The organism is Halobacillus trueperi, from assembly GCF_003386945.1.
Lineage (GTDB): Bacteria > Bacillota > Bacilli > Bacillales > Halobacillaceae > Halobacillus > Halobacillus aidingensis.
The window spans coordinates 1-25559 of record NZ_QUAE01000013.1; the positions used below are offsets into that span (position 1 = coordinate 1).

A 25559-nucleotide genomic window follows, 5' to 3' on the forward strand; every position below is an offset into this window, starting at 1 on the left:
GGCGGAGATAAAGGAAACACGAAGAGCGGAGCGATTCGATGTTGACTTATCGTACAGAAGCGAGGGAAGTCTCACTAGCCGCTAGGCGCCGGAACCGGATATCTAAGAGGAAGTGCGTGGTAGATGAGACCCCGCAGAGCGTTAGCTCGAGGAGGCTCATCACTCGCCCACGGAAAGCGAACCTTTTCCCGGAGCCCCTAAACTCTCACAAAAGTCTCGAAATCGAGTCTTCCACAATCCTGCCATATTCTTCAATAACTTATTATCTACATCAAATTTAACTTTAATGAATATGAAAAACCACTGCACGGAATGTGCAGTGGTTTACCCTCAGAGTCCCCAAACAGGCGCTGGAACCATCTGTTTGATCATAAGATCATTCAAACTTCCAAAACTGTACCCTCTTTTTCTAAGTTCATCAATAAGTTGAGACAAGGCTTCTGCATTATCTTGAGAGACGGTGTGTAAAAGGATGACGGCACCTGGGTGAATTTGATCGATGACACTCCTATACGCATATTCCCAGCCGCGTTGTTTGTCTGTCTCCCAGTCCACAAACGCAAGCGACCAAAACGCATGAGTGTACCCAAATTCTTTTGCCCATTCTAGAGTTTTCTCATTAAAGGTTCCACGTGGTGGACGGACGAAAGTCATCACTTCCTGATCAGTCAACTCTTTCACAGCCTGGTCCACTCTTTCTAACTCCTGCTTCATTTTCTCTTTCGACACTTTTGTAAAATCAGGATGGCTCCAGGAGTGATTCCCAATTAAGTGCCCTTCCTTCGCCATTCGCTTTAATAGTTCTGGTGCACTTTCAATATAATGACCGGTAACAAAAAAAGTGGCCGGTACACCTTTTTCCTTCAATACGTCGAGCACTTGACCTGTGTACCCTTGCTCATAGCCATTATCGAAAGTCAAATAAACAACCGGGTCACCGGAAGGATCCGCATAAAAACCATCATACTTCTCAATCATAGGACCGTATCGACCCACGTCAGGGACGGAACCATCTTTCTTCTTACTGAAACCCCAGCCTTCAGCCAATGTCTGGTTGGGCAAAATCAAAAGGGATAACGCCAGTAATACGGCGAATGTTTTTTTCCACATACGTACCACTCACTTTTTTCTTAGTATGTGTGGACATCCACTGAATATAAAAAAAGGCAGGTGGGAATATTACCCACATGCCTTTATAAAAATAGGGACGCCGCCCATCCGAAGATGAACAGTGGAATATTGAAGTGTAAGAATGTCGGAACACAAGTATCCCAAATGTGATTGTGTTTTCCATCTGCATTCAGACCGGAAGTCGGTCCAAGCGTACTATCAGATGCAGGAGAACCAGCATCACCTAAAGCTCCAGCGGTTCCTATTAAAGCAGCAGTTGCCATTGGTGAAAACCCTGCTGACAAACAAATTGGCACGAAAAGTGCAGCTAAAATCGGAATGGTCGCAAAAGAAGAACCTATTCCCATAGTGACGACTAACCCGACAAGTAACAATAAGAATGCGATAAATGCTTGATTATCACCAAGATATTCGGAACTGACTTCGACAAGAGCTGATACAGACTCAGTTTCTGTCAACACGTTTGCATAACCTGCAGCCACTAACATGACAAAGGCGATGAAGCCCATCATTCCGATTCCTTCATTCACTACTTTGTCTCCTTTGTGATAAGGGACTACACGGAAGATAAACATAAGGATAATTCCTGCAAGGGCAGCTAGAATAAGGTTCTGCCATACCGCTTGAATCACTAAGGTGACAACGATCGCGACAATGGTCCAAATATGCTGAAGGTTGAATTTAGCCGTTTCCACTTTCTTGAGTTCAAACCCTTGTCCTTCTGTAGCCACATCTGGCAAATCACGTTTTTTCCGATACGTAACAAAAATAGCAATGAATAGACCGACAATCATACCTGAACCAGGAATAATCAAAGATTGGGCGATCAAACCAATGCCAAGGTCGATTCCACTGCTGCTCATAGAAGATTGAATCGTTTCATGGAAGATGTATCCAAAACCAACCGGCAACATGACATAGGGTGCTTTCAAACCAAAGGTCAACGCTGCTGCTACTGCCCGGCGGTCCAATTTCATTTCATCAAACAACTTCAGTAATGGTGGAATTAAGATAGGAATAAAAGCAATGTGTACAGGGATAACATTTTGGGACAAGCTCGCAACAAATGCGATGACAAGTACCATCATCGTTCGTTTATCCTTCAAAACTCTAAGCAGATATCCAATCAGCAATGAGGTGATCCCTGAATAACTGATGGCTACCGCAAATGCTCCTAACAATATATAACTAAGCGCTACGCTCGCCTGTTCGCCCATACCGCCGACAAGCAGTTCTAATGAACTCACTAAGGTCTCACCGTTCATGAGTCCTGCAGTCAGTCCAGCGGCAAGAATGGCGATAATGACATTCACACGTAACAAACTTAAGATTGTCATTACGAGGACAGAGACAACAACTGCCCATGCCATAAAACATTCTCCTCTCATTCTTTTCATGCATTAACGATTTATCATGATAAAGCACGAACGTAAAAAAATCAACCCTCAAAAAAATTGAGAGTCAATTCTGACGATAACCGTTTATTCCATGTTCTTTTCTAGATCTTCCAACATGGAAATAAGACGATCGATATCTTCAACAGAAGTTTCTTCCGGGTCTAACTTTTCAATACGTCCCATAAAATCCGCCAGGCGCACTTTCAGATCCTCGATCCGTTCTTGTTGTGACATTCCTCTGCACCTCTTTTCTGCAAACTTTCACGTTTTGGCCACGTCCATCATAGTACATGTCACTGGGTCTGTCCACAAAGAAGAAATCCATCCACCACTAATGCTATAATGCTTGATAGAACATATAGGAGGACGAATCCATGTCATTAGCCGAGTTCAATGCTTACCTGGAAGAACACGCCGTTATCAGGTTGTTATTAATTGCAGCTATTCTTTTTGTAGTTGTTCTCATTCTCCGTAAAGTCATTCACACGTTTTTCAAGAAAACGGACTTTATTGAAGAAAGAAAAGAAAACACTCTAGAATCCATGCTCAATTCCATCATCAGTTATGTGGCACTCATTGGGTTCATTCTTATCGTTCTTGATGAATTCACTTCGATTGAAAAATTACTTGCCGGAGCCGGAGTCATCGGTATTATTGTAGGTTTTGGTGCACAGAGTCTGATCAAAGACTTTTTTGCCGGCCTGTTCCTTTTATATGAAAAGCAGCTCCATAAAGGTGACTTCATCTCCGTCAACAACACCTTCCACGGGACGGTTGAGGACATTGGCCTCCGGTTCTTAAAGGTACGCCAATGGAGTGGAAAGTTACTCACCATAAGCAATGGTCAGATCAACACGATTGAAAACTATAACTTTGAATATATGCGCGTGATTGAGAAGGTAACGACAAGTTTTCATCAAGATCCGAAACAAGCGTATCAAGTCTTAGAAAAAGCTTGTGAGCGTCTCAATGAGGAATTGCATGAGTACTTGAAGAAAGATTTGACGGATAAGCCTTACGAGCCTTTCCAAGTGTATGGCATGTCGTCTTTGAACCATGAACACCGCGGATATGAATACACAGTTATTGGTATGGTCAATGACTTAGTCTACTGGACGGCAGCAAAAAAAACGCGCCTCATTCTTGCTGAAGAATTGTTTGAAAACAACATCTTCATGGCAGAACAGCGCGTCGAATTGAATTCATCCGGTCATGAGGACCATCATTTCACTTCAAATGAAAAGCTCACGTGATCTTGGATCGGAATCCATGCCCCGATTCCTTGCCGCGTGACGTTTTTTACGTTCAACGTTTTTTTCGAACCTTTGAGCTGAATGTACACATCACCAAAGGTCACTTCCCCTTTTTCATTGACAGCTGGTGCATAAGCATGCAGAATTCCTACTTTGTTCGTTGGTACACCATAGGTATTGTTTTGCTTTGTGCCTTTACCAATGACGGTGTTGAAGGAAAGTGGAAGTTTCGTATTCTTTTGTGCTTCCAGAAGAATAAGCTTCATCATTTGGTCGCTGTGACTGATTCTTGAAGTTAAACCACCTTTGATCTGCTTTTCTTCTTTCTGGACATAACTTAACTTCTCTGTTTGCTTCCCACCATGGTTGCTGTATTCATTCGTATTGATCTCCTGGTATTCCCAATTGATATTTGTTTCTTTGGATTCGTAAGCAAGCGGCCATCTCCCTAAAAAAATCTCGCCTCTGTAACCAATGGCGAACGGGGATGGTTTCAATGACGTTTCATTCAACATCTCAATCAATTGCGGGTTCGTCACGCGAATATCCGTATCTTCCATCAATTCTTTCGTAATTTCTTCCGCTTCCAACAACTCTTGATCATCCGTCGAATTCGGGTACGTATTGTCTTTGGATATGTTCAGTACATGGTTCGGAATAGCACTTTCTTTTTCTGCTTTCTTATTTTCAGCTGATATAGATCCAGCACTGATGAACATGAAGATCCCAATAAATATGATCAGTCCTAACCATTTTCTTTTCACATCAGGGGCCACCTTTCTTTTTTTATATTTTGTGAAAAATGGCCCAGACTATACACAGGGAATCACGAAAGCATCTTGTTCATGACGTGGTTCGCCTTCCCATCGAAAAACTGAATGAATGGTCCGATCAAGACAATAATAATGACGGTACCGATTCCAATCGGCCCTCCTAGTGCTAGAGCAAGCACAAGCGCAAAGACTTCCGTCAACGTTTTTGCCGTTCGTAAACTGAAACCAAATCTCTTCTGTAGAGCAACCATGAACCCATCGATGGGGTTCAGAGAAAATTTCGGTTGTAAGTATAAAGAAACTCCAAAGGCAATAATGGCAATTCCACCAACCAGCACCGTCAATTGAATCCAAAATGATGCGAGCCCGAAAGTATCAAAAACCGATAACATCCAGAAATCAATGAATTGTCCAATGACAAAGATAGTGATAACAGCCAATAAATCCGGTTTTTCTTTCGCAATGATAGCGTTTGTAAAAATCAGCATAGCGCCGATAATAATGACCCAGCTCCCCACAGTAAAACCGATGCTCTCAGACAGGCCGACATTCACAGCATCCCACGCACCAGCACCAAGATCTGATTTGATCGTTAGTGTAATCCCAAGGGAAATGATGATTAACCCTATCAGATAAAAGAAAGCTTTAATAAAAATATTCCTCATTCCATCTCTCTCCTCTTTCTATAAATAAAACCAAACAAAGTCGTTGGCATTTCAACATTTATTCAACTATATGGCAGGATTGTGTAAGACTCCGTTTCGAGACTTTTGTTGAGTGGATGGGGGCTGCGGGGAATGAGTCGCTTTTCGTGGGAGCGCGGTGAGCCTCCTCGGACTGCGTCCTGGAGGGTTTCACCATGCACTTTTTCCTCTTAGATATCCGGTTCCGGCGCCTAGCGGCTAGTGAGACTTCCCTCGCTTCTGTACGATAAGTCAACATCGAATCACTCCGTTCTCCGTGTTTCCTTTATCTCCGCCAGCTCAGTCCAGTCCATACGCCGCTGATCAAGGCGCCTCCACACTTAAGGTAGGAGTCTCCCCATTCCCCTCCGCCCCTTTACTATGTAAGTGTCTCGAAACCACTTCTAGAATAAGCAGCCATTCAGCTTGATGGAATTGTAAGAATAAACTCCCATGCTCAGGTGTTAGAATCCTGAAAGCTTGATACAGCGCGCTTTATGCTTCTAACAGTGGGATGGTCGAAGGCAAATCCAACTTGGTAAAGGGGTTCGTTTCTCACCTACATCGAATGGGGTGGTTGGGAAGCTGCAAGACTTTCGTGGGAAAAAGGAGATAGGCGAGATCCCGCAGGACGTAGTCCGAGGAAGCTCGGCCCTCCCCCACAGGAAAGCGAGTAGCTTCCCAACCACCCCTGACGCTCAACCCAGCAACGAAACCCGAAAGAGTCTCGAAACTGAGTCTTCCACAATCGGGAGCTTATGCGCAATAGGATAAAGCACAAAAAAAGAGCGCTTATCCAAATTCAGGATAAGGCTCTTTCATTTTACTTGCTTAGTTGAATGCACTCAAGCGTTTCTTCTACTTCTATACTATTTTGAACCGATTGAACCATGGAACAATTTTTCTGTGATATATCCAGATTCTTCAACAACTTATCCTGATTTAAATGATACCCTTTAATAACATAATGAAGGTAAATCTTCTCGATACGATTGGCTTCATCAGGATTTCTCTCGACCTCGGCCGTCACTTTAATATCCTCATAGTCCGTCCGTTGCTTATCCAGGATCTTTCTAAAAACTCCGATGCTGCAACCTGCAATGGAAGCAACCATAAGCTGATAAGGGCGGAAACCAAACGTCTCATCACCAGAAATGTTCATTTGGCCGTACTCAAATGACGTGCGTACACCGTTTTCTTTTAAATAAAAGTCCATGATTCATTCACTCCTTTGACAATATGCTGCGTCTTTAGTTTTATAATAACCGTTTTCAGTAAGGAAATAACCTTCTTATGAGAAAGAAAAACTTGTCCCCTCCTATCGATTTCTTATACGATAAGGAAGTATGAAAAAGGGGGCAGTCAGTTTATGGTATCCAAACAAACACGATTCTGGATTTTAATAGGTCTCGTGACCATTTCAGGATTTTCCCAGGGGATGCTCCTTCCATTGATCGCTGTCATCCTTGAACAGAACGGCATTTCTTCTTCTATCAATGGATTGCATGCTACTGGGCTTTATATAGGAATTTTACTTTCCTCTCCATTCATGGAAAGACCGCTGCAACGAGTCGGTTATAAACCAATGATTATGGCTGGAGGGGCCCTGGTTATAGTGTCTCTTGCCTTATTTCCCTTCTGGCAGGCGCTATGGTTCTGGTTCATTTTAAGAGTCACCATTGGGATTGGTGACCAAATTCTTCACTTTGGAACTCAAACGTGGATCACAGCCACAGCTGAAAAACACAACCGTGGTCGAAGCATCGCTTATTACGGCTTGTTTTTCAGTGTAGGCTTTACACTTGGACCATTGATGACCAACTTGTTGTCTTTCGGTATCTATGTCCCATTCATCATTTCCTCATTCTTAAGTTTAATTGTCTGGTTATTCATGATCTGGGTGAGAAATGAAACACCTGAAAAAGACCATACCACAGCCTATGGAACAAGTTCAATTAAAAGGTTTGCCAAAGCCATCCGTCTGGCATGGGTCGCTTTTTTGCCACCACTTGCCTATGGATTTCTAGAAGCGACTCTTCATGGAATCTTCCCTGTATACGGGATGAGGATTGGACATGATGTTAACTTATTATCCTTGATTATTCCGAGTTTTGCTGCTGCAAGTTTATTTTCTCAAATTCCTTTAGGTGCTTTAAGTGACCGGATCGGAAGAAAAAAAGTCATCTTGACCGTGGTAGCCGGTGGGATCATGGCTTTCCTTGCCGCTGCTCTGTTTGAAAACTCCGTGGTCGCTCTTTTCGCCACTTTCGCACTAGGCGGTTTATTCGTCGGTTCTTTGTTCTCTTTAGGCATTTCTTTTATGACAGACTTGCTGCCAAAGGACCTTCTTCCTGCCGGGAACATTTTATGTGGAATGGCTTTTAGTATCGGGAGTATTCTTGGGCCTTTTTTATCCGGATTCTTCTTGGATTTTTGGCCGGACCTATCCTTCTTCTACGTCGTTGTTACCCTGTTAATCATTATCTTTGCAGCTACCGTTTACAAAAAAGATCCAAGTGCTTCAGAACCACAGCAGGCTTAATACACTTCTCTAGTTTAAGTGTCCTAAATACTAAAAGAATACGTATGAAAAAAACTGCGGACTTCTTGTCCGCAGTTTTTGCTTATTCAGATAATGCTTTAGTCAGTACATCAAGGTTTTGTTCCATCAAAGTAAAATAATTTTCATCGTTTTCCACATTATCTTCAGTTAATACAGACAGATTGTGGAAACGGAGCGCTTCTGCTCCAATTTCATTTTGGATCACTTCTGAAACTTTCGGAGTGATGTTCTGCTCAAAAACTACATACTCGAGATGATTTGACTCAGCGACTTGAACGATATTTTCAAGGTCTTTTTGAGAAGGCTCATTTGTCGGACTTAGTCCTGACACAGCAATCTGCTCAATCCCGTAAGCCTCTTCCCAATAACCATAAGCAGCGTGAGAAACGATGACTTTGTTTTTAGTTTTTGATTCTACACGATTATGAAACTCCTGATCTAAATCCATCAATTTCGCTTGTAGTTCTTTATGGTTTTCTTCATAAAGCTCTTTCTGTTCTGGATTCATTTTAATCAACTGACTTTTGATTCCTTCTGCCATTTGTGCCGCTCGAACGGGATCCAACCAAACGTGAGGATCCATTTCTCCATGGTCGTGGCCTTCATGATTATCTTCTGCATTGGCATGTTCATCTGTTTTGTGGGCATCTTCTTCATTTGCTTGCTCATCTTCTCCGTGGCTGTCCTCTTCATGGGCATGATCCTCTCCCTCCTGAGCATCTTCTCCATGGTTATGAACATGTTCTTTTAGGTCGATATCCCCTGCTGCTTCGAGGATCTCCACACCCTCTGGCTGAATAGATTCAGAAATTTTCTTTGCATAACCTTCTAAACCGGCACCATTGTAAATGAAAAGATCCGCTTCCGCCATTTTCACCATTTCCTTGGTCGTTGGCTCATATGTGTGTGCGTCAGAACCGGGAGGCAGAATGGATTGTACATTTACCGTCTCTCCACCTATTTGTTCAGTGAAAAATTGTAAAGGATAAACCGTCGTATAAACATTTAGCTCCCCATTCTCGTCATTTGCTGTTTCCTTATTCTGCTCGGTTGATGTCTCTTCATTCCCACAAGCAGTAACCACTAGAATGGTAAGTATAAAAGATAATAAGATTGCTAGTTTTTTCATTCGTCGACCTCCTCATCTTCCAAAAAGATTATATCGTAACCGTTACAGTTTGTAAACAGTAACCATTACTTTTTGCCACACACAAAAAAGATACCCGCGTTAAAAACGCAGGTTCCTTCTCCATCCAGTGCATAGATCAGTGGCATTGTGGACATTTACCATAAATTTCGAACTTGTGGTTTTCAACATCATATCCATTCAGGTTCTCATTGATACTATCCATTGGGCAGAACTCAATCGACTTCGTTTTTCCGCACGTGGTGCAAATGAAATGATGGTGATGTCCATGCGTATCACAGCCTAAACGGAAATGCTTTTCTCCACCGAGCTCCGTCGCCTCCAAAATATCCACGTCTGTCAGCATATAGAGGTTTCGATAAATCGTATCATAACTGACACCCGGAAAATCATTTTGAATTTGTTTTAAGATTTCTTTGGCAGCAATATATTGGTCTTGTTTCACAAAAATCTCTAAGATACGTTCCCGTTGCTTCGTCCTCTTATATCCTTTTTCTTTCAGTTTCTGCAAAGCTGTTTCCACATTCATTATGCTTCACCCTTTATCCATTGTTGAGCTCGTACTCGCTTGTAAAGAATCGACATAATCAAAATCAAAATAGCCGTCACCACAATCGTTCCTCCTGGAGGTACACTGAGATGATAGGACGAAATGAGACCTACCAGAACAGAGGTTTCTCCAAATGCGATCGATAAACCAATCGTTTGCTTAAAGCTTTTTGCAATACGGATCGCTGAGGCCACTGGTAAGGTCATTAAGGCGGAAACAAGTAAAATCCCAACCACCTGCATAGAGGATGCAATCACTAGTGCGACCATGACGATAAACAACAAATGAATCCATCTTCCATTCACACCAGACACAGACGCATGCTCCTCATCAAAGGATAGGACGAAAAGTTCCTTATAAAACAGAATAACGATAAGAATGACAATGGAAGTAATCACCAGTACTGTCCACATACTATCACGGCTGACGGCTGTTACACTTCCAAATAAATAACTGAATAAATCCGTATTAAAACCATCTGCAAGAGAAATGAGAATAACACCAACGCCGATTCCTCCAGAAAGAATAATAGGAATGGCAAGTTCCTCATAGTGTTTATACACTTTTCGAAGCCGCTCAATCAATATCGCTCCGAACACGGAAAAGACCATCCCCATATAAATCGGATTCCAGTCATTGACGGCGGTCACTCTTTTTTCAAGCAGCAGGCTTGCGGCAATCCCTGTTAACGTGATGTGGGATAAGGCGTCCGCAATCAACGAAAGGCGTCTAACCACAATGAACACTCCTAATAATGGAGCAACAATCCCGATTAGGATCCCTGTTATAGCGGCGTTTTGTAAAAATTCATATTGTAGAAAACTATCAATCATTATGGTTCACCTCATGATGCTCATGATTATGGGTCAGCTGCTGGACGGAGTGACCATAAAGCTGATTGAGGTCCTCTTCACTAAACTCCTTATATTCCTCGGAAGCTCCGTGGAAGTGAACCGTTTTATTCATACAGATGACGTGTGTCGCATGGTCTGTGATCGTCCCGATATCGTGGGTGACCATCAAAAGGGTAATCCCCTGCTCTTGATTCAGTTTACCGAGCAAATCATAAAATTCCGTTACGTGCTTGGCATCTACTCCGACCGTCGGTTCATCAAGGATTAATAACGATGGATCACTTACCAAGGCCCTTGCAATAAACACACGCTGTTGCTGTCCTCCGGATAACTCTCCGATATTGGAGTAGGCGTATTCCTCCATCTCGACAACTCTCAAAGCTTCTAAGGCTTTTTCTTTATGTTTTTTATTGAAAAATTTAAATGCTCCAATGCGGGAGACAAGTCCTGTCTTCACGACTTCAATTACCGTCGCAGGAAAACCAGAATTGAAGCTGTTAGCTTTTTGCGAGACGAAACCAATCTCTTGCCAATCCTGATAGTGCTTTAAGGTTTGACCGAATAAGTGGATGGAACCCTGATCCGGTTTAACAAGCCCCAGCATCAGTTTAATCAATGTGGATTTCCCTGACCCATTCGGACCGACAAGACCGAGGAACTGGCCGGATTGGATGTCCAGGTTTACGTCTTTGACGACCCATTCTCGTTCATATTTAAAAGATACATTTTCTAACTTTACAATTGTTCGATTTTCCATGGTCAATCCCTCTCGAAATAATAATCATTACGAATTAAATTATAATGGATACGTACATCAAAGTAAAAACGTCTGTTTTATAGCATTCCCTTTTCAGGATATAAGTTAATTAATAATCATTACGATTTAAACACACAAGTTCCATCATAAAGGATGAACTCTTTCGAATCAAGGCTATCTTTCAATCCTTTTAGTTCTGTACCCGGTACGAACTTTCAACTATGTTTGCCTGGTACATTCATCGATCATCTTGGTACCAGTATGAGCTTACTACCATTCCGCACCTGGTACCTGTTCACGTTGAGCTGATGCGAAATGTTAGTAAGATAGAAAAAAGCCAGAGCTGAATGAAAAGCTCTGGCTTCATCGTTTATAGATATCGGTTGTGACGCTTCTCCAAGTAATCTTGAAGAGCGGAAAAGATCATAGTAAGCGGCCAATACACGAGGGCTGCTGTAATATACATCGTCATCGAATCAACCGTACGTCCTGCTGCAATCTGTGCTTTGTTCAAAATCTCAGGCACAGAGATCATGGCAGCAAGTGATGTGGCTTTCAACAAATCAAGAAAGACATTCCCTAGCGGCGGGATAGCAATTCTCGTTGCCTGAGGCATGATGATTCTTCTTATCGCCTGCCAATACGTAAATCCCAGCGCACGGGATGATTCCCATTGACCATTCGGAACACTGTTCAAAGATGCTCGGTTGATTTCTGCAATATAGGCTGCACTGTTTGTTCCGAATCCGATAATGGCAGCTACGGTTGCCGGCATTTTTATTCCTACAACAGGAAGTCCGAAATACAAAACGAATAAATACACGAGGATTGGGGTACCTCGCATAAAAGATATATAAAATCGGGCCGGCCATCTGAGCCAGACACGATCCGATCCTCTCGCAAGTGCTAAAAAGAAACCCAGAACGAGCCCGACCAGCATACCACTCAAAGCGACCAGCAAGGTCAGGGGAACACCTTCAAGAATAAAAGGAAGGTTCGCCCAGGCACGCTCCGCGTTAAAAAGCTTTTCGATTTGAATTTCGTTTATTTCGATACCTAACATAAGAATCTCCTTACAGTTCTAGACCTTCGATTTCACGGATATCCGCTTCTGGTTTTTTAGAAGCATCCTTGCCACCGAAGAACTCTTCAGAAAGCTTCGTAAGGGTTCCATCTTCTCGCATCTCTTGTAGCACCGCATCGATTTCCTCTTTCATCTCTGATGCATCATTAGGCAAAACAATAGCTGAGTTCGTCGGATGGAACTTCAAATCCGGATGTAGTTGAACTTCGATATTAGGCAGTGCTTTTAGTGCAAGGGACTGCAAGTAATAATCGTTGATAATAAAGTCTGTATTCCCGTTCTCTACATCTCGCAAGTACACATCATTGGTTACATTTCCGTATGTTTTCGTCTCTGCACCAAAGTGTTCAGCAATTTGGGAGAACACGGTAGTCGCTCCACCGCCATGTGTTTTTCCTTCGAGGTCTTCCAATTTCTCGATTCCGGATAAGTCAGACTCACGGACAATCATTGTAGAATAAGAATACTTATATGGTTCACTAAACGTAAACTGTTCCTGCCGAGCTTTCGTCACTTCCATGTCGTTGATTACTGCATCAATACGGCCACTGTTGATCGCAGAAAGCAGTCCGTCCACTCCATATTCTTCAAACTTCAATTCAAGACCGAGGCGATCCGCCACCTCTTTCATGATTTCTACATCATATCCAGTCATCTCATCAGATTCTTCTGGATAATAAGAAGCTGGGAAAAGCGTACCGGAAGTACCGACGACAATCTCCCCTTTTTCTTGGATTTCACTCCATTTGCTATCGGAAGCCTCTTCACTTCCATTGCTATCTGAACTGCTTTCTCCTTCATCACTTGAACCACAAGCAGCTAGGAATCCGGCAAGCATAAGCATAAGTATAAATAAAAGACCTTTGCGCATTCGTTATTTCCACCTTCCATATGTTTTTTGCACCTGTCTAATATAGCAACTTGACACCTGTAATATCAACTGCCTGGACTCTTTTTTACACATCCCGTTATTTCCACTTGTATTCTCACCCTTTCGTGATATTATAATAATATATATTAAATTAAAATAATTTTAAATAACCACCCCTGTTCATCTGCATTAATTGACTTTCATTCTCAATTAACAAAAGGAGTTGAAAATTGTATGAATCAATCACGAACCTTCCCTTCCTTGAAGTGGTGGAAATTACCATCGTCTTCTTCTCTTAAGGAACACGCTGAATTGATCGCAGCCATAAGCAGCGGATTACTTATCTTACTAGCGTGGTATGGTGAACACCATTGGGCGCCTTCCTTTTATGTCAGTTTATATGTGACGGCCTTTCTTATTGGTGGTTTTGCCAAAGCGAAAGAAGGATTAGAGGAAACGGTAAAAGAAAAATCACTCAATGTAGAACTGCTTATGATTCTAGCCGCTATAGGCTCAGCTTCCATCGGATACTGGACAGAAGGAGCCATCCTCATCTTCATCTTCGCACTAAGCGGAGCTCTGGAAACATACACGATGAACAAAAGCCATAAAGAGATCTCTTCTTTGATGAGCTTGCAACCGGAAGAAGCCTTTCTCATTACAAATGCCGGGTATGAATGGGTTCCTGTAAAAACCCTTCAAATCGGCGATCAAATATTAATCAAACCGGGCGAGCGTGTCCCTGCAGATGGCAGGATTGTGAAAGGCAGCTCTACATTAAATGAAAGTGCCATCACCGGCGAATCCCTCCCTGTTAACAAAAGCGAAACTGGAGATGTATTCGCAGGGACAATGAACATTGACGGGAGTCTTGTCGTTTCTGTCACTAAACCAGCAAATGAAACGCTTTTTCAAAAAATCATTGCCATGGTCCAAAACGCTCAAAGTGAGAAATCTCCCTCCCAATTGTTTATCGAACGATTCGAAAGCACTTATGTAAAAATCGTATTAGCTGTCGTAGCCCTTATGTTATTCCTCCCTCACTTTTTATTCGGGTGGACGTGGATGGAAACCATTTACCGGGCAATGATTCTACTTGTCGTAGCATCTCCATGTGCTCTTGTCGCTTCCATTATGCCTGCAACGTTATCGGCCATATCGAAAGGGGCACGCCAAGGCATTTTGTTCAAGGGGGGCGTACACCTCGAACACCTATCCCACCTAAAAGCGATCGCCTTCGATAAAACGGGTACGCTCACAAAAGGGGAGCCGGAGGTCACTGACTTCCTTCCCTTAGAAAGGGGCATGGGACATTCGATTCTTTCTGTCGTTTCTTCCATTGAAAATGAATCCAATCACCCTCTCGCCCAGGCGATTGTAAGCTATGCGAAAAAGAATGACTGTTCTTTTCCTTCGGTCGAAAACGTCAAAGATCATAGCGGAATGGGTGTAAGTGGGCAATATGACAACGAAGAGTGGAAAGTTGGAAAAGCCGATTTTGTCGGGAAAGAAGCAGCAACGGCCTATAAAGATAACTACGCAGAAGACCTTGCTTCAGAAGGAAAAACCGTAATTTTCGTGGCAAAAAACGAAAAAATTGTCGGCCTCTTTGCACTGAAGGATACAGTTCGAAATGAAGCAAAGGCAGCGATTTCAACATTAAGATCGCATGGAATATACACCATCATGTTGACGGGTGACAATGACCGGACCGCAAAAGCCATTGCTGAAGAAGTGGGAATGGATAACTATATTGCTGAGTGTATGCCTGACCAAAAACTCCAGGAAATCAAAACCTTAAAAGACCATTTCTCTCATGTCGCTATGGTCGGGGACGGAATCAATGATGCCCCGGCGCTTGCAGAAGCTGATGTCGGTGTCGCGATGGGCGAAGGAACGGACGTCGCATTAGAAACGGCCGATGTGGTCTTAATGAAAAATGACCTTCCGAGGATTGGTGAAGCGATTCAAGTTTCCCAAAAAATGAACAAAATCATCAAACAAAACATTATTTTTTCCATTACGGTAATCATGCTTCTGATTGTGAGCAATTTCTTACAAATCCTTGATCTTCCTTTAGGTGTCATCGGACACGAAGGGAGTACGATTCTTGTAATATTGAATGGACTCCGACTATTGAAATAAAGAAGAAAGGCGGAACCTTACACGGTCCCGCCTTTCTTTATATGTTCTACCCCCATGTCTCTTTCGTTCTGCGATGATGACTCATAGCATTGATTTCCCCTCCCAGAATAATGACGACTCCTGAAAGGTATAACCAAATCATCAGCACAATCACTGTACCTAAACTCCCATATGTCGCAGAGAAATTCCCAAGACTACTCACATAAAAAGAAAACAACAAGGAAACTAACTGCCAGCCGAATGTGGCAAACACCGCCCCAGGGACGGTATCACGGTATTTTAACCGTTTATTTGGTGCCATAACGTACAAGAAAGATAATACGATGTAAAAGATGATGGATGAAATCACCCACCTCATCCCGTTCCATAACGTCAAAAAGTTTTCAGAAAGTCCGAAGACGGAAAACAGTTGGACGCCGATTGTATGACCGAGGACAGGCAGCAGAAAAGCAATTCCGATAACGAAAACCATTGCCACTGTCAGGACAATCGCGATGATGCGTGATACAAGAAACGAACGGTTCTCACTGACGTTATGAGCACGGTTGAATGCTCGCATAATAGCATTGACCCCATTCGATGCAGCCCAAAGAGTGCCTAGTAAACCGATGGATAGCAAACTTCCATTTTCACTGCTTAATAAGGACGAGACATTTTCCGTAATCAAATCGAACGTTTCAGGCGGCGCATAGGTACTGACGAAAGCAAGTACTCGTTCTTCGTCAATATGTAAATATCCGAGCAGTGTAAGCAGGAATATCATAAAAGGAAACAAAGATAGTAGAAAAAAATACGACAGTTGAGCTGCCATCCCTCCGACATCATCTTCACCGAAGCGAGTAAACAGCTCTTTGCCAAAATTCTTGATGGTCTTCACGATATTCCCTCACCTCTTGTGATCAAGAAGCTTCTTTTGAATCGTCTACAGCTCTCAGCTGCTCTTTCACTTCTTGATTAATTTCCCCTACTTTATTCAGCATACTCTCCGCCTTATCCAATAATTCCAGAAGATCTTCCACTCCCTTATTCACCTGGGAAGAAAAAGCTTCATAGTTCACTCTGATCGTGTGGATTGCCTCTGAAGGGTGCTTCATATAATTTTGACACTTCGCACCTGTCGTTCGTGATTTGTCACCTACATATTGTCTCGTTTCCTTATCCAAAAGAGCGGCCACTCCTCCAACCAAGGCTCCTAATAAAACACCTTTCCAAAGTTTGCTCTGTCCCATAAACATCCTCCTCAAAGATTATGATCGTTTTTTATTTTCTCTAAAAGTTTAAAACACCCATCATGGACGAGCTCATACACATATTCAAAATTACCTGTGAAATATGGGTCCGGCACTTCGCTTTCCTTCGAATGGGGAACGAAGTCCAGTAGTTTAGCGACCACGACATCATTTTTCTCTCGAATTCCTTTTAAGTCCTGGATGTTTTTATTATCCATCGCAATCAAGTAATCAAATTCATCCCAGTCGGACTCCTTCACCTGTCTTGCACTCATCCCCTCATAAGAGATGCTTTTATCATCAAGGATGGCCCGTGTCCCTTCATGAGGTTCAGCACCGATATGCCAATGGCCAATCCCTGCAGAATCGACGATTATTTTTTCGTCCAATCCATCTTTTTTTACCAGATCTTTAAAAATTGCTTCTGCCATAGGTGAACGACAAATGTTACCGAGACAGACGAATAATACACGAATCATAACTATGTTCCTCCAATGTAGTATTTCTCATCTGTTTATTTTCTATGAAAGAGTCGAAAATCCTGCCCAACTAAAACAGTTCACCCAAATATCTTCCCTTTTATTGTCGAAATCAACCGTTCTTTTTCATTTTTGTACTGAAATAACCTTGACATTCGTTGCTAATTTTCGGAATATTTAATATATGGACGAATACTAACTATATGGATAGGGGGAAGATGATGGGTGAAGGTAGTGCACTACACAGTTTTTTAAGTGAATTAAGTGGAATCGTCTGGGGACCGTTCCTCTTGATCTTATTAGTCGGAACAGGGGTTTATTTGACACTTCGTCTAGGTTTTCTTCAGTTTAAAACGCTCCCTTACGCTCTGAAGCTTGCTTTTAAACCAAGCAAAGAGAAGAAAAAGAATGAAAAGGGGGATATTTCTCATTACCAGGCGCTCACCACAGCTCTTGCGGCAACCATCGGAACAGGAAACATTGCTGGCGTTGCAACGGCCGTTGTCCTAGGGGGACCAGGCGCCGTTTTCTGGATGTGGGTGACAGCAGTTTTTGGTATGGCGACGAAATATGCCGAAGCTGTACTAGCCGTTAAATACAGAGTTGAAGGAAAGAACGGTGAAATGTCCGGCGGACCGATGTATTATTTGTCCCGCGGTTTGAAAACGAAGTGGCTTGGGCGTCCTCTCGGTTTCTTATTCGCGATCTTCGGTGCGGTCGCTGCATTCGGAATTGGGAACATGGTACAGTCCAACTCTGTTTCTGATGTCATGGAAGGCACGTTCAATGTTTCTCCATGGGTAACGGGAGTTTTGTTGACCCTTTTGGCAGGTTTAGTATTGCTTGGAGGGATTAAAAGTATCGGGAAAGTTACGGCTTTCTTTGTTCCAATCATGGCTATTTTCTATGTCATTGGTGCATTAATTATACTTATACTCAATTACAACATGGTCATCCCGGCATTTGGTACCATTTTCAATGATGCGTTTACCGCAAGTGCCCTTGGAGGCGGTTTACTCGGAACAGTCATTCGTTATGGTGTCGCACGCGGGGTGTTCTCAAATGAAGCAGGCCTCGGTTCTGCACCGATCGCTGCGGCTGCTGCCCGTACCGACTATGCAGGACGCCAGGCTCTTGTATCCATGACCCAAGTATTCATTGATACTATTATCGTTTGTACAATGACAGGGTTAACGATCGTCATGGCAGGTCAATATCAAGGCGGGCTGGACGGCGCCGACTTGACTTCTACTTCATTCCAAATTTTCCTTGGGGATGTAGGGGCGTATATTGTAACCATAGGCTTAGTCTTCTTTGCCTTCTCTACCATTGTCGGTTGGTCCTACTATGGAGAAAAATGCTTCGGTTACTTGACGAAACAACGATTCATCGGTGTTTACAAGATAGTATTCGTAGCATTCGTCCTTGTAGGATCCGTATCCCAACTGAGCACAGTATGGGTTTTCGCTGATGTCATGAATGGCTTAATGGCCTTCCCGAACTTGATCGGACTATTACTCCTATCCGGGGTCGTAGCCGCCGAAACGAACAAGTTCCTGAAAGTCGCCAAGAAAGAAAAACAACAAGAACGCGAACAACGCCAAGCCGGTTAACCTTAGAATCTAATCAACCATTCAAAAAGAGCTTACAGCCACAAATTGTACTGTAAGCTCTTTTTTTGATGAAACCCCAACTTTATAAATGCTCCCTATTCTTGAAAATTCAGTTTCGAGACTTTTGTTGAGTGGAGGGGGGCTGCGGGGAATGGCTCGCTTTCCGCAGGAGCGCGGTGAGCCTCCTCGGACTGCGTCCTGTGGGGTCTCACCAAGCACTTTTCTCCCGCAGGGGGCTCGCCATTCCCCTCCGCCCTTTTGCCATAAAAGTATCTCGAAACCACTTCCGGAATAAACTGCTTTTATGCCCATGGTAATTGAAGGGGAAAGAACTCCTAAGGACGCTATTCTGCATACGAAAAGCTTGTTATAGAGCGCTTTATGCTTATAACACCAGGATAGTGGAAGGCACCTCCCACAGGAAAGGGTTCGTTTCTCACCTTCATGGTATGGGGTGGTTGGGAAGCTGCGAGACTCCCGTGGGAGAAAGGAGATAGGCGAGATCCCGCAGGACGAAGTCCGAGGAAGCTTGCCACTCCCCCACAGGAAAGCGAGTTGCTTCCCAGCCACCCCTAACGCTCAACACGACAAACGAACCCCGAAGTCTCGAAATCGAGTCTTCCACAATCCTGCCAGATTATTTAATAAAGGTATGGTCACGCTAAGGGGGTGATGCAGTCTGGGCCTTCGTTTTTTGCGGAATTCACATAGTCGCTAACTTCATAGGCTCGGAGGTCGTCCATGGTCAGCTGTTCAACAAAGCCTTTGGCATCTGACGGTGACCATTTCACTGGTTCGATCCACTGATCTTGCCTTCCTTTCGGCAGTATGACAGGCATCCGGTTGTGGATCGGAGCCATGAACTCATTCGCATCCTGAGTGAGAATCGTGCAGGTGTAAAGAGACTCTTCCTCCCCCTCCCACTGGTCCCACAATCCGGCAAAAGCAAAAAGGGGACGGTTTTCCGGTTGAATTCTAACGGGTTGTTTTCCTGATTCAGTTTTCTGCCATTCATAAAAACTATCCGCTACAATCAAGCAGCGCTTTTGACTCATCAGCCTTTTGTAGCTGGGTTTTTCATGAGCTGTTTCACTTCTGGCGTTAATCATTTTATAGCCAATTTTAGGATCTTTGGCCCACGATGGGACAAGCCCCCATTTCATATAACCTGCACGCTTTTGCTTTCCATCATGGATGACCGCCAGTACCTTTTGCCCCGGTGCGATGTTGTACCGTGGTTCATAGCCGTCAATTGGTCTTTCTATTCCGTACTCTCTCAATATTTCCGCTTCTTCTGCTAATAGAGTGTATCTTCCGCACATATCATCGCCTCCTTTTGTTACACCGTGAGCCAATGCTAAAAGTAAAACCCCGGCCAAATTCAAAATCCGAAACGCCGGTCAATCTTGCTTTGATATTGTTTGAATGCCCCTGACTGGTTCAATTTCCTCTTTTCCATCATCATGTCGAAGCGAAGCTTTTTTTCTTTCCATTCTTTTTTATAGTGAGCGGATAACTGAGGGTCTGTAACTTCGGCTAGGAGATCTTCAATTTCTACCATCTCTTTTTTTAGGATCATTTCTTCAGGCAGCATGTTGGCATTCTTCAAAATCCGGTAACTGTTTCTAAGTTCTGGAGGCAGATGAGCGAATTCGTCTTTGGACAGCGGTTTTCCTTTCCCTGGCAAGTTGTCGAAATCCCCTTTTTTCATGGATTGTTTAATCTTTTCTTCAATCAAATGTCCATAATCCATCTTTCTGCCTCCTATCCTTTCTTCGACCCATAGGCTTTCATTGCATCTAACTCTTTATTTTCGATTGGTTCATGGATCATCTTGATTTCACGTTGGCCTTTCGGTTTTTGAAGGTCTTGATAAACTTCTTCTGAAAGGGTAAGCCCAACACGACTTGCATCTTCAACGGATTGCGAGTAAATGACTTTTTTCAAATTAGAAAAACACATGGCTGTGAGACACATCGCACAAGGTTCCCCACTCGCATACATCGTACAATCACTCAAATCAATCGCCCCCCGTGCTTGCTGAGCTTTCTTTATTGCAACCAATTCAGCATGAGCACTGACATCTGGGTGCAGGTGCAGTTCATTCACACCCTCAGCGATAATTTCTCCATCGCAGACAAGGACAGCTCCAAACGGATGCCCTCCACCTTCAACATTCATTAATGCTAATTGTAGAGCCCGTTCTGAAAAAGGATTCATGACCTATTCCCCCTCACTTTTGTAGACGCTTGTTTAGAGATTGCTTCAAACCATCGGCTAGTGGTTCAACAGCTACAATCCGTCTAATTTCAGCGGCATTATCTCGATCGTGGTAGCGCACTTCATTGACATCATCCACCGTCACTCCATCGGGGTGGGACTCAATCAAAGTCATGTAATCCCCCGGGGACACATTTCCCTCCCGTAACACCCTCAAATAAAATCCTGAGAACCCTTTTTCCATGACACGGGCTGGAAAGTCATCGATCCCATGAGTGCGGGCGATGATATAGCATGGTTTCCTCGGCTCAGACACTTGCAGGACGGCGTCTCCGAGCTGAAAAACATCCCCAATACGGACCTCCCGTTCATCAATCCCTTCCACAGTCAAATTCTCCCCAAAAGAAGGAAAACTAAATTCTTGGCTGTAGTGATCTTCCCAGTGCCTATAGTGCTGGGCTGGATAGAGACAGACGGCTTTATCACGACCGCCATGATTCTTTTTATCTGCTTGTTCATCCCCTTCAAAGTTCAGGTAAGTTAAATGAACAGAACCTTTGACAGGGGTTTTCCGATAGGCACTGTTCAACTCGCCTTTATCTGTTTCATAGGTTTCCGGACGGCCGACATTCAAAGATAAGAGTTTATACTTCACTTAAGCTCCCCTCTTTCCACTGCTTGATCCAGGCTGGAAGGTAATCATAACTCCACGCATCCATCGGGTAATCAACAAAAACATCCTCTCCATTTTCATAGAGCGCCTGTATTAACTCATTGATACTTCCGAAATAAAATTGATAAAGAAATTCATAGCTGAACGGTTCTTTTGGCATATGCTGATCGGCACAAACCTGCGGATCACTATAGTTCAAATACGTACGACAAGGAATCGGCCGCACTTCATAAGCCATACACAATTGAGTCTCTGGATCCAGCATCGGACAAGGCAGGTTTAACTTTTTGTATTCCAGCTTCGTCTCTGGTGCTTCATAATCCATAGCCATGGCTATTTGCAATTTATCTTGCTGTTTTTCATAGTAATTTTCCCAATGCGCATAAATCGCTTTTTTTCGATCTTCCGAGAAGTTCTCGATGGAACGAAACAACATTTTCGCTTCCATTTTCGTGATGACAATTGGGAAGTAGCAGCAAAAAGCACACCCCATAAAACAATTCGGCTTCATGGAGGTGAATTCCTCCATCCGCTCGATTTCGTTGTCTACTTCCATCAGGAGACGCTGAAAACCACTCAATATCACAGTTTCCGTATCCTCTTCACTATCCAATAAATCATCTACAATCCCATCGAAAAAAGAAGGATCGATTTCATACGATTGGTTTATTTTTTCACACCGTTTTATAATCTCTTCATGTTTCAAAAAACTCATAAAAAAACTCCTCTGTCTATCGTTAGTACCATTATACATGGGGGATGACTTATGACACCACTTTCTCCCCGACCACGAATTTCCTGTTGTTCAACCCCCAAAAAAATCCTATGATATGAGAAGATATATAAATAGATTATTTCACCTTTGGAGGTACGTCTACATGTTATCAAACGCAGAAATCGGTATCGATCTTGGTACTGCTAATATATTGATTTATTCGAAATCAAAAGGAATTTTACTTAACGAACCGTCTGTTGTCGCCTACAACACAGAAACGAAAAACGTGGTAGCTGTAGGAAAAGAAGCAAAAGAAATGGTCGGAAAGACACCGAGAAACATCATCCCTGTCCGCCCGTTAAGAGATGGTGTCATCGCTGATTATGATATGACCGCACAAATGTTGAAGGAGCTTTTGAAAAAAGTATCCAAAAAATCCGGAATCTCCATGCGTAAACCGACCGTCGTTATATGCACACCTTCAGGCTCAACTTCTGTAGAACGTCGCGCCATTCACAATGCTGTGAAAAGCTATGGTGCTAAAAATGTGCATTTGATTGAAGAACCAATCGCAGCCGCAATTGGTGCTGACCTTCCAGTCGATGAACCCATTGCTAACGTAGTCGTAGATATCGGTGGCGGAACGAGTGAAGTGGCCATCATTTCCTTCGGTGGTGTCGTATCCTGCAAATCCATCCGCACAGGTGGAGACGTCATGGATGAGGAAATCATCCAGCACGTCCGTAAAGCTTACAACGTATTAATCGGAGAGCGCACAGCCGAGCAAATCAAAATGGAAATCGGCTACGCTCTCATCGAGCACCCAGAAGAAACGATGGAAGTAAGAGGTCGTGACATGGTTACAGGTCTACCAAAAACCATCGAACTGAAATCCACGGAAATTCAAGGAGCCTTGAAAGAATCCCTTGAACAACTGCTTGAAACGATTCGTGCAACCCTTGAAGATTGCCCACCGGAACTAAGTGGAGACATCGTAGACCACGGTGTTATCCTTACCGGAGGCGGTTCCTTGCTCAACGGCATGCAAGATTGGCTGTCCAACGAAATTTCCGTACCCGTACACATGGCCCCAAGTCCACTAGAATCCGTAGCCATCGGAACCGGCCGCAGCTTGAAAATGATTCAGAAACTGCAAAAAGCAAGTAAGTAAGAATGAAGTGTGGAACCATCCCGGGAGACTCGACAAGCATAAGACAAGCGGCGCAGTGGAGCGGTCTTCCTCCACGGAGGCGATTGACTTATGTCTCGAGAGTCTGGGTGGTGGAACCGGACAATTCGAAATGCGGAGACGCCCCGGGAGTCCCGACAAGCATAAGACGAGGGGCGCAGTGAGGTGATCTTCCCTCACGGAGGCCATCGACTTATGTCTCGAGGGACTGGGCGTTGGAGCTGGACAAACAGAAGTGTGGAACCACACTGGGAGGCCCGACAACCATAAACCTAAGTTCTGGCGTTCTAATAAAATTCAAAAAATGAAAAACCTCCGGCAATCCCGGGGGTTTTGTTGTTTTCTGCCTTCCTACTACCTTAAAAGTAACAATATTCAAAACGAAAATCCCCTCCCAAGAGAGGAAATAGCATAAGTTGTGTCGAAATACGCAATGAAAGTAGAGATTAATTCACGCTTTTGGTAGAATGTTTCGAAAACCCAGGGAGTGGAAAGATGAGGATAAGGACGATTATTCCACTCTTCCATCTATCGCAAAAGATTACGCAATAAGGAGCAGATTCCAATGAAACTATCTTCTTTACTCAAGTGGTTAACAGGTGGGAGTGAAGCATTCTTAGCTATTCCTATAGCAGGCGGAGCGTTCATTTTCAGTAACGGATGGCTGCCACTTTTATTCATGTTTGTTTTCCACTTGATCACACTCGTAGTATCAGCTAAGGATAAGCGTTCCTACGCAGGAAGTATTCTCGGTATGATCACAAGCGCCATAGGAGCAATTCCTATTGTCGGCTGGGTCATGCATACAGTGACTGCCATTGTTCTTTTAATAGATGCTGGACGGTCCACAAGTCTGGATAATAAATCCTGATAACCTATAGTGCAGGGGGAATAGAGATGTTTACAGTCATATGCCTTTTTCGAGTAAAACAAAAGAATTTGGATGAATTCATAGAATTGAGTAGAAAATCAGGAAATCTCTTAAAGTCTCATGGTGCTCTCGATCATAATATTTATTTTTCCAATAAATTGACCGGCAGCCAAGGATCCATGGGATTTTTGAATGTTGTTGATGTGGAGGAAGATGAGGAACTCGTTCTCGGTCAATCCATATTCAATAGCGAAGATCATTATCATGAAATCATGAGAACAGCAGGATTCGACGATATCATCCAATATTTAGATGATCACATTAAAGATGTTGTAGAAACGACCAGAATTATTACTTCAAGCTTTACAACAGAACGCAGTAAAGAATTAGAAGCATAATTTCTTCGGAGGTGTCGGAATATGAAAATCGTAGTTTTAGGCGCAGGAGCTTTAGGGGCCTATTTTGGAGCACGCTGGCAGGAAGCTGGTCATGAAGTCATTAACCTTGTCCGCGAAGGAAGAGCCGAGCAGATTGAAAAAAACGGTTTGAAGCTACATAGCGAAATGGGGGATTACGAAGTTCCAGATCCTGTGATTGCGAGGAGTCCAGAGGAAATCGAAAGCCCTGACCTTGTTTTTCTTGCCGTCAAAGGCTACCACCTTCATGGTACATTGGACTGGCTGAAAGCTTTGGTAAATAAAGGAGCAAAAGTGTATCCCGTTTTAAATGGCATGGAACACATCAGTATTTTGCAAAAAGAATTGGGAGAGGAAGCTGTTATCGGTGGACTTTCCTACATCATTGCAACCCTAGATGAAGCTGGTCATGTTGTCCATACGAGCCCATTCCATGACCTTGTATTTGGCCCGCTCCATACTTCTCAGCAAGCCATCTGTGAAGAACTTGCCCTCGCGTGTAACCAGGCGAATATGAGTGGAACGTTAAGTACGAATATTTTAGAGGACATGTGGAAGAAGTACATGTTTATCACTGCATTTTCCGGAATTACAACAGCTGTTAATCAACCCATTGGTGTTGTACGAAGTTATCCTCAAACATTCCGTATTGCAGAGCGAATCCTTGCAGAAATGAAAGAACTCGCAAATGCTCACAACATTAGTCTGACAGACGAGCAAGTGCAGCAAGCATTTGAACGCTTACGTGGATTCGATCATGAAATGACTTCTTCGATGCATCAAGATCGACGAAAAGGCCTTCCTCTGGAAGTTGAACACCTTCATGGCGGAGCTTTACGCCTAGGCAGCGAAGTCGGATTGAGCATGCCTTATATCGAAACTATCCATGCGATGATCAAACCTTACGAAGAATACCAACAATGACAAAAAGGGTGCTCCAACTCGG

At 43.4% G+C, this 25559-nt stretch carries 28 protein-coding genes; 8 read left to right on the forward strand and 20 right to left on the reverse strand.

The window, feature by feature from the left end; genetic code table 11:
- Positions 1-330 precede the first annotated feature (330 nt).
- From pdaA to DYE48_RS21200, 3 genes are all read right to left on the reverse strand, one after another.
- Positions 331-1110: a delta-lactam-biosynthetic de-N-acetylase gene (pdaA, locus tag DYE48_RS14355; protein WP_115824226.1), complete on the reverse strand. Its 780-nt coding sequence runs from the start codon at positions 1108-1110 to the stop codon at positions 331-333.
- An 83-nt stretch (positions 1111-1193) separates the two neighbouring features.
- Positions 1194-2501: a Na+/H+ antiporter family protein gene (locus tag DYE48_RS14360; protein WP_115824227.1), complete on the reverse strand. Its 1308-nt coding sequence runs from the start codon at positions 2499-2501 to the stop codon at positions 1194-1196.
- Between the two features lie 111 nt (positions 2502-2612).
- Positions 2613-2762 (reverse strand): SE1561 family protein, encoded by a 150-nt coding sequence (locus DYE48_RS21200; protein WP_167356021.1) that lies wholly within the window; start codon positions 2760-2762, stop codon positions 2613-2615.
- A 140-nt stretch (positions 2763-2902) separates the two neighbouring features.
- Here DYE48_RS21200 and DYE48_RS14365 point away from each other — a divergent pair, with 140 nt between their 5' ends.
- Positions 2903-3781: a mechanosensitive ion channel family protein gene (locus tag DYE48_RS14365; protein ID WP_115824228.1), complete on the forward strand. Its 879-nt coding sequence runs from the start codon at positions 2903-2905 to the stop codon at positions 3779-3781.
- Here DYE48_RS14365 and DYE48_RS14370 read toward each other — a convergent pair.
- The 3 genes from DYE48_RS14370 to DYE48_RS14380 form a co-directional block, all read right to left on the reverse strand.
- Positions 3751-4545, reverse strand: a complete 795-nt coding sequence (locus DYE48_RS14370) for a YfkD famly protein (RefSeq protein WP_089651702.1) — start codon at positions 4543-4545, stop codon at positions 3751-3753. The two genes, DYE48_RS14365 and DYE48_RS14370, sit on opposite strands and share 31 nt — an antisense overlap.
- 62 nt (positions 4546-4607) lie before the next feature.
- Entirely contained in the window at positions 4608-5219 is a 612-nt protein-coding gene (locus DYE48_RS14375; protein ID WP_115824229.1) for a YczE/YyaS/YitT family protein, read from the reverse strand.
- Positions 5220-6060: 841 nt separating this feature from the next.
- The gene (locus DYE48_RS14380; protein ID WP_089651700.1) at positions 6061-6453 is read right to left on the reverse strand and encodes an OsmC family protein; all 393 of its coding nucleotides are present in this window, start codon (positions 6451-6453) and stop codon (positions 6061-6063) included.
- A 153-nt stretch (positions 6454-6606) separates the two neighbouring features.
- On the opposite strand from DYE48_RS14380, the gene DYE48_RS14385 reads away from it, so the two are divergent.
- On the forward strand, positions 6607-7779 hold the full coding sequence (locus DYE48_RS14385; RefSeq protein ID WP_115824230.1) for an MFS transporter: 1173 nt from the start codon (positions 6607-6609) through the stop codon (positions 7777-7779).
- Positions 7780-7861: 82 nt separating this feature from the next.
- Here the strand turns inward: DYE48_RS14385 and DYE48_RS14390 are convergent, their stop codons facing one another.
- The 6 genes from DYE48_RS14390 to DYE48_RS14415 form a co-directional block, all read right to left on the reverse strand.
- On the reverse strand, positions 7862-8929 hold the full coding sequence (locus DYE48_RS14390) for a metal ABC transporter solute-binding protein, Zn/Mn family (RefSeq protein WP_115824231.1): 1068 nt from the start codon (positions 8927-8929) through the stop codon (positions 7862-7864).
- Between the two features lie 136 nt (positions 8930-9065).
- Entirely contained in the window at positions 9066-9476 is a 411-nt protein-coding gene (locus DYE48_RS14395; RefSeq protein WP_115824232.1) for a Fur family transcriptional regulator, read from the reverse strand.
- Complete coding sequence (locus DYE48_RS14400) at positions 9476-10330, reverse strand: metal ABC transporter permease (RefSeq protein WP_089651696.1); 855 nt, start codon at positions 10328-10330, stop codon at positions 9476-9478. Before DYE48_RS14400 ends, DYE48_RS14395 begins: the two co-directional genes overlap by 1 nt.
- A complete protein-coding gene (locus DYE48_RS14405; RefSeq protein ID WP_115824233.1) occupies positions 10323-11108 on the reverse strand; it encodes a metal ABC transporter ATP-binding protein in 786 nt (261 codons plus the stop codon). Before DYE48_RS14405 ends, DYE48_RS14400 begins: the two co-directional genes overlap by 8 nt.
- A gap of 370 nt (positions 11109-11478) precedes the next feature.
- Entirely contained in the window at positions 11479-12171 is a 693-nt protein-coding gene (locus tag DYE48_RS14410; protein ID WP_089651694.1) for an amino acid ABC transporter permease, read from the reverse strand.
- A gap of 10 nt (positions 12172-12181) precedes the next feature.
- On the reverse strand, positions 12182-13063 hold the full coding sequence (locus DYE48_RS14415; protein WP_115824234.1) for a transporter substrate-binding domain-containing protein: 882 nt from the start codon (positions 13061-13063) through the stop codon (positions 12182-12184).
- Positions 13064-13297: 234 nt separating this feature from the next.
- On the opposite strand from DYE48_RS14415, the gene DYE48_RS14420 reads away from it, so the two are divergent.
- The gene (locus DYE48_RS14420) at positions 13298-15208 is read left to right on the forward strand and encodes a heavy metal translocating P-type ATPase (RefSeq protein WP_115824235.1); all 1911 of its coding nucleotides are present in this window, start codon (positions 13298-13300) and stop codon (positions 15206-15208) included.
- A gap of 46 nt (positions 15209-15254) precedes the next feature.
- On the opposite strand, the gene DYE48_RS14425 is transcribed toward DYE48_RS14420, so the two are convergent.
- The 3 genes from DYE48_RS14425 to DYE48_RS14435 are packed head-to-tail and all read right to left on the reverse strand — an operon-like array spanning position 15255 to position 16916.
- Positions 15255-16085 (reverse strand): YihY/virulence factor BrkB family protein, encoded by an 831-nt coding sequence (locus DYE48_RS14425; protein WP_089651691.1) that lies wholly within the window; start codon positions 16083-16085, stop codon positions 15255-15257.
- 22 nt (positions 16086-16107) lie between these two features.
- The gene (locus DYE48_RS14430; protein WP_115824236.1) at positions 16108-16437 is read right to left on the reverse strand and encodes a YtxH domain-containing protein; all 330 of its coding nucleotides are present in this window, start codon (positions 16435-16437) and stop codon (positions 16108-16110) included.
- 11 nt (positions 16438-16448) lie between these two features.
- Positions 16449-16916: a low molecular weight protein-tyrosine-phosphatase gene (locus DYE48_RS14435; protein WP_115824237.1), complete on the reverse strand. Its 468-nt coding sequence runs from the start codon at positions 16914-16916 to the stop codon at positions 16449-16451.
- A gap of 221 nt (positions 16917-17137) precedes the next feature.
- Between DYE48_RS14435 and DYE48_RS14440 the strand changes: the two genes are divergently transcribed.
- Positions 17138-18529 (forward strand): alanine/glycine:cation symporter family protein, encoded by a 1392-nt coding sequence (locus DYE48_RS14440; RefSeq protein ID WP_115824238.1) that lies wholly within the window; start codon positions 17138-17140, stop codon positions 18527-18529.
- A 656-nt stretch (positions 18530-19185) separates the two neighbouring features.
- On the opposite strand, the gene DYE48_RS14450 is transcribed toward DYE48_RS14440, so the two are convergent.
- The 5 genes from DYE48_RS14450 to DYE48_RS14470 are packed head-to-tail and all read right to left on the reverse strand — an operon-like array spanning position 19186 to position 22137.
- Positions 19186-19851: an SOS response-associated peptidase gene (locus DYE48_RS14450; RefSeq protein WP_115824240.1), complete on the reverse strand. Its 666-nt coding sequence runs from the start codon at positions 19849-19851 to the stop codon at positions 19186-19188.
- Between the two features lie 59 nt (positions 19852-19910).
- The gene (locus tag DYE48_RS14455; protein ID WP_115824241.1) at positions 19911-20282 is read right to left on the reverse strand and encodes a DnaJ family domain-containing protein; all 372 of its coding nucleotides are present in this window, start codon (positions 20280-20282) and stop codon (positions 19911-19913) included.
- Between the two features lie 11 nt (positions 20283-20293).
- A complete protein-coding gene (locus DYE48_RS14460; protein WP_115824242.1) occupies positions 20294-20749 on the reverse strand; it encodes a nucleoside deaminase in 456 nt (151 codons plus the stop codon).
- A gap of 13 nt (positions 20750-20762) precedes the next feature.
- Positions 20763-21404: an MOSC domain-containing protein gene (locus tag DYE48_RS14465; RefSeq protein WP_115824243.1), complete on the reverse strand. Its 642-nt coding sequence runs from the start codon at positions 21402-21404 to the stop codon at positions 20763-20765.
- A complete protein-coding gene (locus DYE48_RS14470; protein WP_115824244.1) occupies positions 21394-22137 on the reverse strand; it encodes a YkgJ family cysteine cluster protein in 744 nt (247 codons plus the stop codon). The genes DYE48_RS14465 and DYE48_RS14470 overlap by 11 nt, the downstream gene beginning before the upstream one ends.
- A 163-nt stretch (positions 22138-22300) precedes the next feature.
- Between DYE48_RS14470 and mreBH the strand changes: the two genes are divergently transcribed.
- The 4 genes from mreBH (at position 22301) to DYE48_RS14490 (ending at position 25537) form a co-directional block, all read left to right on the forward strand.
- Positions 22301-23308 (forward strand): rod-share determining protein MreBH, encoded by a 1008-nt coding sequence (mreBH, locus tag DYE48_RS14475; protein WP_115824245.1) that lies wholly within the window; start codon positions 22301-22303, stop codon positions 23306-23308.
- A gap of 583 nt (positions 23309-23891) precedes the next feature.
- Positions 23892-24197 carry a hypothetical protein gene (locus DYE48_RS14480; RefSeq protein ID WP_089651680.1) on the forward strand — a complete coding sequence of 102 codons (306 nt, stop codon included), beginning with the start codon at positions 23892-23894 and terminating at the stop codon, positions 24195-24197.
- Positions 24198-24223: 26 nt separating this feature from the next.
- The gene (locus DYE48_RS14485; protein WP_089651679.1) at positions 24224-24595 is read left to right on the forward strand and encodes a DUF1428 family protein; all 372 of its coding nucleotides are present in this window, start codon (positions 24224-24226) and stop codon (positions 24593-24595) included.
- A gap of 21 nt (positions 24596-24616) precedes the next feature.
- Positions 24617-25537 (forward strand): ketopantoate reductase family protein, encoded by a 921-nt coding sequence (locus tag DYE48_RS14490; RefSeq protein WP_115824246.1) that lies wholly within the window; start codon positions 24617-24619, stop codon positions 25535-25537.
- Positions 25538-25559: the final 22 nt, after the last annotated feature.